General features: G+C 64.2%; 12 protein-coding genes. 9 read left to right on the top strand and 3 right to left on the bottom strand.

The genetic code is table 11. From position 1 onward, the window contains the following. Positions 1-195 precede the first annotated feature (195 nt). Positions 196-735 (bottom strand): HD domain-containing protein, encoded by a 540-nt coding sequence (locus GRI97_RS16560; RefSeq protein ID WP_161392335.1) that lies wholly within the window; start codon positions 733-735, stop codon positions 196-198. Between the two features lie 143 nt (positions 736-878). Further along, positions 879-2,717, bottom strand: a complete 1,839-nt coding sequence (locus GRI97_RS16555) for a metallophosphoesterase (RefSeq protein ID WP_161392334.1) — start codon at positions 2,715-2,717, stop codon at positions 879-881. Positions 2,718-2,987: 270 nt separating this feature from the next. Here GRI97_RS16555 and GRI97_RS16550 point away from each other — a divergent pair, with 270 nt between their 5' ends. The 8 genes from GRI97_RS16550 to GRI97_RS16515 all read left to right on the top strand — a co-directional run bounded on the left by GRI97_RS16550 (position 2,988) and on the right by GRI97_RS16515 (position 13,771). Further along, on the top strand, positions 2,988-3,641 hold the full coding sequence (locus GRI97_RS16550) for a DedA family protein (RefSeq protein ID WP_328598589.1): 654 nt from the start codon (positions 2,988-2,990) through the stop codon (positions 3,639-3,641). 79 nt (positions 3,642-3,720) lie between these two features. Then, positions 3,721-5,280, top strand: a complete 1,560-nt coding sequence (locus GRI97_RS18950) for a TerC family protein (protein WP_328598584.1) — start codon at positions 3,721-3,723, stop codon at positions 5,278-5,280. A gap of 145 nt (positions 5,281-5,425) precedes the next feature. Continuing rightward, on the top strand, positions 5,426-7,315 hold the full coding sequence (locus tag GRI97_RS16540; RefSeq protein WP_161392331.1) for a TonB-dependent receptor plug domain-containing protein: 1,890 nt from the start codon (positions 5,426-5,428) through the stop codon (positions 7,313-7,315). Positions 7,316-7,540: 225 nt separating this feature from the next. After that, a complete protein-coding gene (locus tag GRI97_RS16535) occupies positions 7,541-9,712 on the top strand; it encodes a TonB-dependent receptor (protein WP_161392330.1) in 2,172 nt (723 codons plus the stop codon). A gap of 68 nt (positions 9,713-9,780) precedes the next feature. After that, on the top strand, positions 9,781-10,098 hold the full coding sequence (locus GRI97_RS16530) for a hypothetical protein (protein WP_161392329.1): 318 nt from the start codon (positions 9,781-9,783) through the stop codon (positions 10,096-10,098). Continuing rightward, positions 10,095-11,660 carry a PepSY-associated TM helix domain-containing protein gene (locus GRI97_RS16525; protein WP_161392328.1) on the top strand — a complete coding sequence of 522 codons (1,566 nt, stop codon included), beginning with the start codon at positions 10,095-10,097 and terminating at the stop codon, positions 11,658-11,660. The genes GRI97_RS16530 and GRI97_RS16525 overlap by 4 nt, the downstream gene beginning before the upstream one ends. Continuing rightward, entirely contained in the window at positions 11,657-11,968 is a 312-nt protein-coding gene (locus GRI97_RS16520) for a DUF3325 domain-containing protein (RefSeq protein ID WP_161392327.1), read from the top strand. Before GRI97_RS16525 ends, GRI97_RS16520 begins: the two co-directional genes overlap by 4 nt. Before the next feature lie 87 nt (positions 11,969-12,055). After that, entirely contained in the window at positions 12,056-13,771 is a 1,716-nt protein-coding gene (locus GRI97_RS16515) for an alpha/beta hydrolase (protein WP_161392326.1), read from the top strand. Between the two features lie 10 nt (positions 13,772-13,781). Here GRI97_RS16515 and GRI97_RS16510 read toward each other — a convergent pair whose 3' ends face one another. Continuing rightward, positions 13,782-13,979 (bottom strand): hypothetical protein, encoded by a 198-nt coding sequence (locus GRI97_RS16510; RefSeq protein ID WP_161392325.1) that lies wholly within the window; start codon positions 13,977-13,979, stop codon positions 13,782-13,784. A 385-nt stretch (positions 13,980-14,364) separates the two neighbouring features. Here GRI97_RS16510 and GRI97_RS16505 point away from each other — a divergent pair, with 385 nt between their 5' ends. Then, positions 14,365-14,733, top strand: a complete 369-nt coding sequence (locus GRI97_RS16505; RefSeq protein ID WP_161392324.1) for a hypothetical protein — start codon at positions 14,365-14,367, stop codon at positions 14,731-14,733. Positions 14,734-14,761 lie beyond the last annotated feature (28 nt).

Genomic DNA, 14,761 nt, shown 5'->3' with positions numbered 1-14,761 from the left:
TTACAGGACGGTGACAGTTTGGGATCTGGTTTGCCGCCCGGTGCATTTTTTCCGGGGCACCGTGCAACAGGGCACCACGATGGCTGTGGGCAGGCGTTCTGACGCGACGATCCCGGCCGCAGCATGTGCAGCCAGGATCAGAGGAAACGGGTGCCGACACGGGCGATCATGCCCACCTGCCGAGCGCGAAAAATCCTAAGCGGAATGCATCAGCGCCTGGAGCATGGGCCGATAGCTTTCGAGATCGGGCACTGCCGTTTCCGGCTTTTTTCCGCCGTCATCATAACGTCTTAGCCTGACAGCGGCATCGAAATGCGGCCCCTGGCGGAAGCGTTCGATTTCTTCGGCGTTCATTGCCCCGCCCTGCAGCCGCAGGCTCAGGGCCGAGGCACCGCTCAGGGCCTGCTCATAACCGGGCTCCACCGCGCACAGATAGCGCTTGGCATCGACATGCAGCCTGATCGGCTCCGTCACGGACGGCGGGAAACACCGCCCCAGATAGTCGGCCCCGACCACTTCATGGCGGGCATCGATGCCGAGTTTTTCGGCCGCATTGCCGGCATCATCAATGAATTGGCCAATGTCATGCAGCAAGGCAGCCGCGACCAGCGACGGCGGTGCATCATCTTCCAGCGCGAGATAGCCGCATTGCAGGACATGTTCGAGCTGGCTCACATCCTCCCCATAGGTGAGGTGGCCAAATTTGTTGATAATCAGGAATATACTGTCGATCATACGGCACCTTGCCTGCAGACTGAACCCGAGGGCGGAGGCTGCCCCCCGCCCTGGACCACTGCGGATCGCCGCCCGCATGCCCTGCTGAATTTATTGGACTATACCAGAAAATGCAAGCCGGCAGCGTCTCCGGCTGTTGCCCATTACCGGCTGGACAGGGTGAAGCTGTCGCGCAGTCGGCCATCGGCGTCGATCACCTCAGCCTCCAGCCGATCGCCGGCGCCGCGCAGCATCAGGAAATGATGATCGCGGAAATTCTTGCGGTTGAACCAGGGCTTGGTCGGCTGGAAATCCTCCAGATTGCCGCCCATGCCGCCGACCTGCACATAGGTGACGCCGCGCGCCGGATCGATCTGCCCATCGCGGATTGGCCAGCTGCGTTCATAGGTGTGGAGATGGCCCTGGATGACCAGATCGACATTGTATTTTTCATAGAGCGACTGGAAATCAGCGATGGCTTCGGGATCGCTGGCGGTGGATTTGCCGGTCCAGCTATCCCCGTAATCATCATCATCGGTCGACATCAGCGCGTGGTGATGGATGGCGATTTTCCATTTGGCGGTGGAGCGGGCCAGCGCCTGTTCCAGCCAAACGCGCTGCCGCGCGCGGAAGCCGGGTTCGCGTTCTTCCCGATCTTCCAGATTGCTGTCCAGCACGAAGATTTCCGCATCGCCATAGGGCAGGCTGAAGAAGGCTTCATCGCCCGGCTGACGGTGATAATGGCGGAACCACTGCAGTTCCTCCTCCCCATTGCCGGGCGCCGCGACGACGGGAACCCGACCGAACAGCGGGCCCATGCCGGCGAAATATTCATGCGTCCACTGGAACCGGTTTTCCGCCGATCCGCCATCGGTGAGATCCCCGGCGAGCATGAACAGGCTCGGCCGTTCTTCCCAGATCAGCGCGCTCATGCGGCTGTTGATATGGGTGCGCGCCTCGGTATCGCCGCTGATAGCGATGGTGAAAGGCATGCCCGGTTCGGGCGCGGTGCGGAAGGAGAGCAGGCCGGAATCGCGTTCCCCGCCGGCATCATCGCGCACAACCACGCGGTAGAAATAGGGGGTATCGGCCTTCAGCCCATCCAGCTGCATGCCGCCCAGCCGCTGGCCATTGGCGGGAAAACTGCGCTGTTGCAGGCTCTCGGCGGTTTCACCCCATTCGACGCGGGCGGCAGCGGGGCGATCGGTTTCCCAGGACAGTTCCATCGACGATGTCGTCGGGCTGTTGAGATAGGGGGGCTGGGTGAAATGCAGTTCGCCCGGTGCCAATATGCCCTGTTCCACCAGCGCGGTGCGACGGGCGAAAACGGCGGCGATCTCTGCCTGATCCAGCGCATGATCATAGGTGGCATTGGCCTTCACCAGATCGGGCAAATGCATGAAGCGTTCGGCCGCGAAATAGCCGGTCAGATCGAGCGAAGCGACGGCGGCTGAGGGGGCATCCGCCGTGGTTTGCGCTGCCAGTGCGCCATTGACATAGAGCCGCCATTCGCGCCCTTCGCGTACGCCGACGAGGTGATGCCAGAATTCCTTGAACCCTTCGCCGACCGGCGCCTGGGCCGAGGGCGTGGCCTGGCCGGCCGCCAGCGGACCGAACATGGCCTGGCCGGAACGATAGCCCAGCACCCAGCCATCGGACGCGGTGCTGTCCGTGCCGATCAACGTGCCGACGGGCTGGTTGACGTGATCGAGCAGCCAGAGTTCGACCGTGAAATCGCCGGCCGGAAGCTGGGCGGGCACATTCTGCCGGTCGGTTTCGACGAGGTCGCCGAGGCGGCGCGCCACCGGGACGGCGCCGACCGTCAGGGGCTGCGCCTCCGGCCTCGGCTGCACGCCGCCCGCGCGGCGCGGCAGCGGATTGTCGAGCGGGAACACGCGTTCCACCACCGGCGTCGCGACAGGCTGATCGCCCGCCGCAGCCTGCGCCGTGCCGGCCAGCAGGGCGATCATGGCGCACGCTGTCATCGCTCCGGTTGTGATCATGCCTGCCAGCCGCTGTGAACCTGTCATCATCAATTCCTCCAAACTGGACTATACCAATATGGGTGAAGCTGGTCAGTTTGATGACAGGCGGAACAGCCAGGCGGGGGTGGTTGCAGATCCAATCTCCCCGGCAAGACCGCCACGGGCGGGAAATGCGGGCCAGACGTGCGGGATTTCGGGCGATTTGCGCGCCGCAATTCTCTCAACGGTAATCCACCCCCTATATTGCGACCCATCAAACTTAGTTTTGAGGAACCCTGCTTGGACGATGTGATCCCGCGCGTGACGGCCGCCATTACCGAATATGGCGTATGGGCCGGGCCGATCATCGGCCTGCTGGCATTTGGCGAATCGCTGGCGGTGGTGGGGCTGTTCTTTCCGGCGACCGCCATCATGATTGCCGTGGGTGGACTGCTGGGCACCGGCGTGCTGGACCCGGTGCCGATCCTGCTGTGGACCGCATTTGGCGCCATCATGGGAGACTGGGTGTCCTACGCTGTGGGCCGCCGCATCGGTCCGTCGGTCTATCGCCGCTGGCCGCTCAAGCGCAATCGCCCGATGGTGGCGCGGGCGCGGCTGTTTTTCCGCCGCTATGGCTTTGCCTCGATCTTCCTCGGCCGGTTTCTGGGGCCTATCCGGGCCACCGTGCCGCTGGTGGCCGGGGTGATGGACATGAACAGCCGCCGGTTCCACCTGGCCAATGTCAGTTCCGCGATCCTGTGGGTGCCGGTGATGTTCGCGCCCGGTTATTTCGCCGTGCGGACGCTGGGTTCGGTGGAAAAGATCACCGAGGCGCATCTGCTTGGTATCGGCCTGATGGTGGCGGTGCTGACGCTGGCGGGCACGCTGATCGCGGCGCGTTTGCTGGGCCGGGTGGACCGCAAGCGGCCCCTGCGCCAGGCCAGTGCAGCGAGCGCGGGATAAAAAATCCCCCACATCGGTTTTTCTGCCGCTATCAAACACGCCATTGTGAAATTGTGCCGGAGATGAATTCGTAATGGAGATGCTGCTCGACCCCCACATACTCGCGGGGCTGGCGACCCTCATTGTGCTCGAAGTCGTGCTCGGCATCGATAATCTGGTCTTCATTGCGATTCTGGCCGACAAGCTGCCGCCGCATCAGCGGGACAAGGCGCGCCTGCTGGGGCTGAGCCTGGCGCTGATCATGCGGCTGGGCCTGCTGGCCTCCATCGCCTGGATCGTGGGCCTGACCGCGCCCCTGTTCGAAATCGCCGGCAAGGCGTTTTCCTGGCGCGATGTCATCCTGATCGGCGGCGGGGTGTTCCTGCTGATCAAGGCCACCAAGGAAATTCACGAACGGCTGGAAGGCGATGACCATCATGGTCCGGCCGGGCCGGTTCACGCCGCCTTCTGGGTGGTGATCACGCAGATCATCGCGCTGGACGCGGTATTCTCTCTCGATTCGATCATCACGGCCGTTGGCATGGTGGATGAATTGTGGGTGATGATGACCGCCGTGGTGGTGGCCATGCTGATCATGATCGCCGCCTCCAAGCCGCTGACCGCCTTTGTCGGGCGGCATCCGACGGTGATCATCCTGTGCCTGAGCTTCCTGCTGCTGATCGGTTGCAGCCTGGTGGCCGAAGGGTTCGGGTTCCACATTCCCAAGGGCTATCTCTATGCGGCGATCGGTTTTTCGATCCTGATCGAGATGTTCAACCAGATGAGCAGCAGCAACCGGCGCAAGGCGCTGGCGCATGTGCCGATCCGCCAGCGGGCGGCGGACAGCATCTATCGCCTGCTCACCCCCGCCCCGGCGCAGGCCGGCACCAGCGCCCCGGCGCCGGATGAGGAGGGGCTGGACAGCGATGCCTTCCAGCCGGCCGAACAGGCGATGATCCGCGGCGTGATCGAACTGGCCGACCAGCCGGTGCGCGCGCTGATGACACCGCGGGCGGATATCTTCTGGCTGGATGTGGAGGATGATGCCGCCACCAATCGTGACCGCCTGATCGAAAGCGGGCGCACGCGCGTGCTGCTGTGCCGGGACGGGCTGGACGACATGATCGGCTTTGTCGAAACCCGTGTCGCCCTGCCCGCGCTGCTGCTGGAAGATGGCGGCGATCTGGCCGCGCTGGCGCAACGGCCGCTGGTGGTGCCGGACGAGATCACGGCGCTGCGCCTGATCGACGTGCTGCGCGAAACCGGCGAACGCTTTGCCGTGGTGGTGGACGAGCATGGCAATATCGACGGCATCGTCACCTCGACCGATATCTTCGCCGCGATCGCCGGCGATCTGGCCGAGGATGAGGATGAGGGCGATATCGTGCGCATCGACGAGCGCACGGTGGAAGTGGACGCGCATATCACCCGCGACGACCTGGGCGAGGCGATCGGCCGGGAAGCGCTGATGAGCGTGCGGCGCTATACCTCCCTGGGCGGGTTCCTGCTGTTCGAATTCGGCCGCATGCCCGAACCGGGCGAGGTGATCGAACGCGACGGGCTGGCCTTCACCATCCAGTCCACCCGCCCCAGCCGTATCGAGCGCGTGCGGGTGACGGTGCTGGACGAGGTGTTGGGCGAGGAAGAACTGCTCGGCTGATGCCGGGCAACCGCTGTGGTTGGCGGAAACCACAGCGGTCCGATCCTTGACGCGGGGCAGGCGGTAGGCAAAGCACCGCGTCACTATCCCCGATGGTACGGAAGTGGCCAGAGCCACGCCGCGCGGGGGATATGCAGGGGGTCGGATGATGATGAAGAATTGCGTCGGGATGCTGGGCGTTGCCCTGGCGATGTCTACCCCCAGCGAGGCTTTCGCGCAGGAGGAAGAAGACGCGGCAGCGAAGCCGATCATCATGAGGCATAGCCGCCAAATTGTTGTCACCGCTTCGCGGGCAATCGACTATGTTGAACAGATCGGCAGCGCGATTTCCGTGATTACCGCCAACGATCTGGCCCTCAATCAGGCTCGCTTCCTCAAGGACGCATTGCAGGACGTGCCGGGGGTGCAAATTTCCAGCGACCGCCCAGGCGACATGACCAGCGTCAGCATTCGCGGATCGAGCAGCGATGAGGTACTGTGGCTGATCGACGGCATCGAGCTGGGCGACCCGAGCAATATCAGCACCGCCTTTTCCCCCGATCATCTGGTGAGCCACGACATCGCGCGGATCGAGGTGCTGCGCGGCAATCAGAGCGCGCTCTATGGGTCCGATGCCATTGGCGGGGTGATCAATATCACCACCCGCCGAAGCACAGGAAATGGAGTGGAGGTCAGTGCAGAGGCCGAGGCCGGTTCTTACGGGACCACCAGCGGCGGTGTATCCGTGCTGGGCGGCGCCGGGCCGATGGATTTCCGGGTCACGGCCACCGGATATGAACATGCCGGCCCGTCCTTGACCGATCCGGCGACGGCCGATGTTCCGGTGACGGAACAGGATGGCTATTCCCGCTATGGCTTTTCCGGCCGGATCGGGATCGAGGCCAGCCCAGATTTGCAGTTCCAGGCAATCGGGTTCTGGCAGGATTCTTTTTCCGATCTGGACAACACCGGCAGCGACAGCGACGACGTCGTCCGCAAGGTCGAACATGCCGTTGCGGGCCAGGCCCACTATACTGCGAATGGTTTCAGCGCCAAGGCGACGGCGAGCCGTTATCAGGCGCGCAGGCTGTATTTCGGGCAGTGGAACGCCCCGCAAGGCGATGCCTATCGCGGGACCAAGGACAATCTGTTGCTCGATCTGACCTGGCGCCCGATCTGGGAGATCAGCCTGGCCGCAGGCGGCAATCTGGAGCGCGAGCGGACCAATCAGACCACCAGCTTTTCCGGCAATTTCCGCGAGGGGATGGACACCAGTTCCGCCTATGCCGAAATGGCGCTGAGCCCGACCGACCGTCTGACCGTAACCGGGGCGGCACGGATCGATGACAACAACCGTTTTGGAGCTTTCGACACCTATCGCGCAACGGTCGCTTATGTTCTGGACGCAGTGAAGCTGCGCGCCAGCTATGGGACGGGTGCGAAGGCGCCGGGGCTGTATCAGCTGTTCGATCCGTCATCGGGCAATCCCGATCTGCAGGCAGAGACCAGCCAAGGCTGGGACGCCGGGGCGGATTTCTACGTCAACAATTGGCTGAAATTCCAGCTTACCTATTTCAACCAGCGCAAGCGCAATGAAATCGTCTGGGATGCCAGCCGGCCACCCTTCGGCGGCTATGCCCAATTCGGCCGCACCCGGGCACAGGGGGTGGAATTCGGGCTGACGGCCGAACCGCATGAGGCGGTGCGGATCAGCCAGATGTTCACCTATACCGATCACGAAGTCGCCAACACCATCGGGGCCGGCTATGTTGACAGCGGCCGCCCCAAATACACCGGCACCACCGCCGTGACCGTGCTGCCCACGGACAATGTCGAGGTGACTGCGCGGGCTCGCTATCGCGACAAGGATACATCCGGCTTTGGCGGGGTGACCCAGGCCTATGCCGTGGTCGATCTGCTGGCATCGTTCGACATTTCAGCGAGGCTGCAGCTCTATGGCCGGGTGGTGAACCTGTTCGATAAGCAATATCAGATGAGCTACGGCACCAATACTCAGGGCCTGAGCGGTTATGGCGGGGTGCGGGTCAACTTCTGATACCCTGCCCAACCCACTGATATTCTAGATGAAACGGGGCGAAACGGCGTTACGTAACGTATTATTACGGTAATTTGGATGACAGGCGCGCGGACCGACCCTACCGGCGCGCCCATTCACAACGCGCTGCATTTGCGAAGAGATTGCCGGCCGGCGGACGCCTGAGCGTCAATGCCAGCCGGTTTTCGCAAAGCCTGACAAGGCGCGAACAATCAGGGGTTCCCAATGTCCAGACAGCTTTTCACCGGCGCCAGCCTGGCGGCGCTTGCCATGCTTCTTCCCGCTGCGGCCCATGCGCAGGACGGATCGCGCGACAGTGCGACGGAAGAAGAGGGCGAGGAGATTCTGGTGCGGGCCGAGCCGCTGCCGGGCGGGCTGCTGGAAGACAAGGGCCGGCTCGGCATCCTGGGCGACCAGTCGGTGATGCAGATCCCCTATTCGCTGCAGAGCATGACATCCAAGCAGCTGGAACTGTTCAACAACCCCAGCCTGCCGCTGGCCAATGTGCTGCAGAACAATCCCTCGATCCGGTCCAGCACCAGTTCGCCCATGTATAGCGATTTCAGCATGCGCGGCGTGAACATGAACGGCAATCACATGATGCTGAACGGCGTGCCGAGCATGTTTTCGCAGTTCACCACCCCGCCGTCCCATGTGATCGACCGGATCGACATCACATCGGGCCCCAATGCCGCCGTCAATGGCGTGAACATGTCCAACAATGGCACCGACAGCGGTGCGACCGCTGCGCCAGGCACGCTGAATATCGTGACCAAGGCGGCGCCGCTGGAAGAGGTCAACCGCTTCACCTCCACCTTTTCCGGGCGCAGCAATTTCGGCGCCTATTTCGATGTGGCGCGCCGGTTCGGCGGCAACAAATCCTGGGGCGTGCGCGTCAATGCCGAAGTGCTGAACGGCGGGCTGGCGCTGGATGGCGCGGAAAACAACAGCAACAACATCTTCCTGAACCTGGACCACCAGAGCGGATCGAGTTCGAGCAATCTGTTCGGCGGCTATTTCGACCTGCGGATCGATGGCGGGCAGCGCTGGTTCACCTTCGGCGGATCGGGCAGCGAATTGCCGACCGCGCCCGATGCATCGACCGATTATGACTTCCTGGGCACGACGAAGCAGATGCATGGCTATGTCGTGACGCTGAACCACGAACAGCGGTTGTCCGACGATTGGGCGGTGTTCGCCAATTACGGTTCGATGGAAAAGAGCGGCTACAAATACAATTCCAGCTCTGCCCTGCGCTTCGACAATGCGGGCGGGTTCACGACCGCCAATGTTTCCAACGCGCAGGTGGAATCGACCGAAAACTATTACGGCCAGCTGGGCATCAGGGGCAAGTTCGCCACCGGCCCGCTGCGGCACAATGTGGCGCTGGCAGCGGATCTTTCGATTGCGAAATACTGGAACGTCAGCACCAACAGCCAGCCCGGCACGATCATCGGCGGGCTGTATGACGGGGTCGATTACACCAGCGATTTCATCATCCCGGCGCGCGGCAATCCGGTGCTGCAGTGGACCGAAACCAATGTCGGCTTGACGCTGAGCGATGTGATCACGCTGGGCAAGTTCGACCTGCTGCTGGCCGCATCGATGAAGGACGAGAACTTCCTGAACGAAGTGACCGGGGTGCGGATCAAGAACAACAATATCCTGCCGACCTATGGCCTGACCTATCGCATCACCCCCAACCTTTCGATCTATGCCGGGCATACCGAAAGCTTTTCGCGCGGGCAGCTGGTGGCCAATGACACGCGTTACGTGAATGCGGGCGAGACGCTGTCGCCGATGAAGGCCAAGCAGAACGAAGTGGGCGTGAAGCTGCTGGCCGGCGGCATGCTGACGACGCTGGCAGTGTTCGAGATGGACCAGCAGAATTTGATCGATGTGGTGGTGACCGACACGACATTCCGCCGGGAGGCCGATGGCAAGAACCGCTATCGCGGGATCGAGCTGTCGTCCGTAGGCCAGCTGACCGAGCAGCTGACCCTGACGGTCGGCGGCCTCTATCTGGATGCCGAACGCCAGCGGACCAATCGCGGGCTGCAGGATGGCCGGTTCGTGAACGGCGTTTCCGAATGGAGCGGCACCGCCGGGCTGGAGTTCCGCCCTGTCGAACGGGTCGGCCTGGTGGGCCGCGCGGTCTATAATGGCGAGGCCTTCATCGATGCCGGCACGGGTGGCGGCACGACCCGCATTCCGGGCTTCGTATCGTTCGACTTGGGCGCCAATTTCAAGACCGGCACGGAGGCTGTGCCGATCCGGTTGAGCACCACCATCACCAATGTCGGCAATCGCAGCCATTGGATGGGCCGTGGCGGATCGACCACCTTCGGCCTGTCCATGCCGCGCACTTTCCTGGTTTCGGCGCAGTTCGACTTCTGACGGACACACCGCCGCACACCATCCAGCCGGTGGTGTGCGGCGGTGTTCGCTTGTGCCATTGCGGGATCATGACCATTCAGCCGCCGGTATCCCCATCCGCAAGCCGCGTTCCGCCCGCCATGACCATCATCGCGCGGGTGCTGGCCGCGCTGGTGGCGAATTATGCAATCCTCTGTTTCGCGGCTGACGCGCTGGGGCTGGCGCTGGTGGCCGGCGGCTGGGCCTCGCGCGCCGATGCGGTGCTGATATCGACCAATCTGGCGCTGCTGCTGGCGCCCGGGGTGGTAATCTGGGCCTTTTCACCCATGTCCCTGCCCAAGGCGGTGGGCCTGCCCTTCGCGCTGGCGGCGCTGCTGATGCTGCTGGCCGGGATGTTGCAGCCATGAAGGCCGGTTTCACCCTGTCCATGGCCTGGCTGCACAGCTGGGCCGGGCTGTTTTTCGGCTGGCTGCTGTTCGGCATCCTGTTCACCGGATCGATCGCGGTGTTCCATGCCGAGGTGACGCAATGGGTGACGCCGGAAATGCCGGCCGACAACCAATACCAGACCGCCGAAACGCGCGACCGGGCAATCGCCACCGGGCAAGCCTGGCTGGACCGGCACGCCCCCGACGCGCAGCTGTGGCGGCTGACGCTGCCGACCGACCGCGAGCCGAGCATCAAGGTCTATTGGCGCGACCATGCCGGCAAGGGGACCACGCGCAGGCTGCAGCCCGAAAGCGGCGAAGCCATTGCGCGCGAGACGCGCGGCGGCGGGTTCTTCATCGATTATCATTACATGATCAATGTCAGCCGCAACTGGGTGAAGCTGGGCCCGGTGGGGACATGGATCGTGGGCATGGCCGGGATCGTGATGATCGTGGCCTGCATCAGCGGGATCGTGGTGCACAAGCGGATCTTCAAGGATATGTTCCTGTTCCGCCCCGGCGCATCGCGGCATCGGGCCTGGCTGGACGGGCACAATGTGCTGTCCGTGCTGCCGCTGCCGTTCCACATCATCATCGTCTATACCGGGCTGGTCACGCTGTACTGGCTCTATATCCCGGCGGGCATCCATTCGCTGTATGACGGATCCGAGGACGCTTTCCGGCGGGAGGCGATTTCGCTGCAATATGTCAGCCCGATCGACGCGCCGCCGCCCGGCCCGCCCGCGCCCATGGTGCCGCTGCAGGCGGTGAATCGCGCGGCGGAGCGGCAGTTCGGCGCGGGCAACACCGCCTATCTGGCGGTGCGCGACCCCAACCATGCCCATGCCACCATCGAAGCCTATCGTACACGCAGCGACCGGGTGACGCAGCAGGTGGAACAGATCGCCTACAGCGCGGCAGACGGCCGCATGCTGCGGGCGACCAACCATTCGGCGGCGGCGCGCGTGCAATCCTTCATCGCGGCGATCCATTATGTCGAATGGGGCGGGCCGCTGGTGCGCTGGGCCTATTTCCTGGTCGGGCTGTCCGCCGCGGCGATGGTCGGCACCGGTTTGCTGGTGTTCACGGCCAAGCGCGAGACGAAGCGCGGCGCGCCGGCCTGGCTGCGGCTGGTGCATGCGGTGAATGTGGCGGCGGTGGCCGGGCTGTGCCTGGCCTGCGCGGCGTTTTTCTGGGCCGAGCGGCTGGCCCCGGCGGTGATGGACGGGCGCGCCGGGGTGGCGGTGCAGGCGTTTTTCTGGTCCTGGCTCGCCAGCCTTGGCTATGCTGCGCTGCGCCCGCCGGCGCAGGCCTGGCGCGATATCTTCGGCCTGGCGGCGCTGGCGTGCATCGGGGCGCCGCTGCTGGGCGGGCATGGCTGGCTGCATCTGACCACGGGCGATATCGGGCGGCTGAGTTTCGATGCCGCGTTCTGGGCATTCGGCGCGCTGTTCGGCTGGCTGGCGATGCGGGTGAAGACCGGCATGGACCGGATTGCCGCGCCCCGGAAGCCTGCGCAGGGAACGGAGCAGATGGCATGATCGCGATCCTGATCTCGCTCTATCTGACCTATGCCGGGGTTACCTCCTTCGCGCTGGCGACGGACAAGCATCATCTGCAGGCCTTTGCCCGCAAGCCCGGCGCCGCGCGGACGCGCGCGCTGCGCTGGACCGGCGCCGGCCTGTTGCTGGCGGCGCTGTCGCTGTGGCTATGGGGCGTGGGAGTGACGATGGGACTGGTCAGCTGGCTATTGTGGGTGCTGCCGTTGGTGGCGATCGGGGTGGTGGCGGGCTTTGCCTTCCGCCCCGCGCTGACGGCCCGGCTGGCCCTGCGACAGCTGCGCGACTGAAGGCCGATAAAAGACCGGGGCCAAAAAGAGACTGGGGTAGGCCAGCCTCGCCAGAGGGGCGCGCTTGTGGCTAGAAGGGGCGGCATGATGCCCCGCCCCACTTTCTCGCTGGCCCGGCTGGCCGACCGCCTGCGGCAGATTCCGGCGCAGTTCCTGATGTCGCTGTGCGGATCGGGCCTGTGGCTGGGCACGCTGTTCTTCGCCGGATCGCTGACGCCGAGCCTGGTGCCGCGCGACGGGCTGATCCAGGGATTGCTGTCCGGCGTGGCCTTCGCGCTGGGTTATGGCATCGGGGTGTTGTTGCGCAGATTGTGGCGCCTGCTGCATCTGCCCGCCTGGGATGCCAGCCGGATCGGGCGCGGATCGAAGATCGTGGCGGCCATCGCCTGTGTGATCATTGCCGGCATTTTCCTGTGGCATGCATCGGAATGGCAGAACTCCGTAAGGCTGGCGATGGGCATGCCGGTGGTGGACAGCGCGCGGCCGATCCTGGTTGGCAGCGTGGCCAGCGCGGTGGTGATCGTGATCATCCTGCTGGGGCGATTGTTCAAGCGGATTGCACGGATCATTACCGATTTCGTCGACCGCTTTGCCCCGCGCCGCGTATCCGCCGTGATCGGGATCGCGCTGTCGCTGATGCTGTTCTGGGGCATCGGCAATGGGGTGCTGCTGCGCGCGGGGATCCGCACGCTCGATAGCTCCTATCGCCAGCTCGACGGGCAATTCGATGATGGGCTGGTGCAGCCGGCCGATCCGCGCAAGAGCGGCAGCGACGCATCGCTGCTGCGCTGGGCCGATCTGGGGCGCATGGGCCGTTCGGCAATTGCGACGGGGCCGACCGCAGCGGAGATCACCGCGTTCAGCGGGCGCCCGGCGATGGAGCCGCTGCGGGTATATGTGGGGCTGAAATCGGCCGAGGATATCGAAACCCGCGCCAGCCTGGCGCTGGCGGAAATGCAACGGGTCGGCGCGTTCGAGCGGTCGGTGCTGGTGATCGCTACCCCCACCGGCACCGGCTGGCTGGACCCGGCGAGCCAGATGCCGCTGGAATATCTGCACCATGGCGATGTCGCCACGGTGGCGGTGCAATATTCCTATCTGCCCAGCTGGATGGCGCTGATGGTGGAGCCGACCTATGGTGCGGACACGGCAAGGGCGCTGTTCCGCAAGATCTATGGCTATTGGCACAGCCTGCCACGCGAGAGCCGGCCGCGGCTCTATCTGCATGGGCTGAGCCTGGGGGCGCTCAATTCCGACCTGTCGGCCGACCTGTTCGACGTGATCGGCGATCCTTATCATGGTGCGCTGTGGAGCGGGCCGCCCTTCCCCAGCCGCACCTGGAACCAGGTGACGCGCGAGCGCCGGCCCGGATCGCCGGCCTGGCTGCCCCAGTTCCGCGATGGATCGGTGATCCGCTTTACCGGCCAGGACAATGCGCTGAACCGGGCGCAGGCGCCCTGGGGGCCGATGCGGATCGTCTATCTGCAATATGCCAGCGATCCGATCACCTTCTTCGAAACGCAATCCGCTTGGCGCCCGCCGGCCTGGATGAGCGGGCCGCGCGGGCCTGATGTGTCACCCGAATTGCGCTGGTACCCGCTGATCACCTTCCTGCAGCTGGGACTGGACCTGGGCCTGGCGACCACCACCCCGATGGGTCACGGCCATGTCTATGCACCCGAACATTATGTCGATGCCTGGACGGCGGTGACCCAGCCGCCCGGCTGGAGCGAGGCGGAGCGGGAGCGGCTGAAGCAGGTGCTGGCGCAGCGGATCGCGGAGGAGACGGAAGGCGGGAAGTGAATAGGCCCTGCTAACCAGGCCGGATCGCCGCACGGCGCGTTTCGATTGTTGCGATCTGGTCCCTGACGCTGGCGATGGTGGCAGGATCGGCGCCGCACATATCGAGAAACCCCCAATCCTCCCGCGCGGGGTCGATCATGGCGGGCAGGATTTCCAGCAGCCGATCCAGCAGGTTCGGCAGTTTTTCGAGATAATCCACCGGCACCATGAAGGGATCACCGAACGAGGCGAGAACATGCGCGGCCGCCCGCAGCGCATCGAAGCGTTCCTGCGCGGGATCGAATTGCCCGATCTCTTGCTCCAGCAGAGGCCAGCCTTCGCGCCAGAAACGGTGAAATCAGTCTGCGGCTTCATCGCTTTCCCAGGGTTGTGCCCCCCAATCGCCCATCTCGCCTGCTCCCTTGCCTCTGGCGATGGTGGAACGGTTTGCCACCCCGTTCAATACCCAGCCGCCTGGGCTGCTTCCGTTCGTCTCCCACCCGATGGGCGTCGTCGCAAAACGGGAGAAATCGGGGAACGGCTTTGACACCTGCTTCGATCTGACAGCTTGACCGCGATTCACGCGGCGGACTGCACAAGGGATTTTCAGCACGATGGCCGACCTGATTGATCGGTTCCGGACACAGGCCCACGCCATTCTCGATCGCTACGTGGCGGCCCATACGCCCGACAATTTCGAGCGGCTGCAGGCGGCGTTTGCCGAGCATGGCTGGGCCTTGACCGGGAGCATGGGCAATCTGGTGTCCTTCACCCTGCATGATCCGTGGGGCGGGGAAATGCCTGGCCTTGCGCTGGCCAGCGTTGAGCATCTTCTGCCCCAGATAGCGCCTGGGTGCGATGTTTCCGACCTGAGCCATCCCCTGGCATCGCGCGATGCGGCTGGCGGACAAAGGCGCAATCTTTTCGAGATCGGCCAAAGCTCTGTGCGCAAGGCATCCGCACCCTGGCTGTCGACGATCTGACATCGCCCGCAACCGTTTGGGCATGATG

This window comes from Croceibacterium xixiisoli (assembly GCF_009827305.1).
Lineage (GTDB): Bacteria > Pseudomonadota > Alphaproteobacteria > Sphingomonadales > Sphingomonadaceae > Croceibacterium_C > Croceibacterium_C xixiisoli.
Note: the sequence above shows the minus strand (reverse complement) of the source record. Positions and strands in the feature narration are given on the sequence as shown.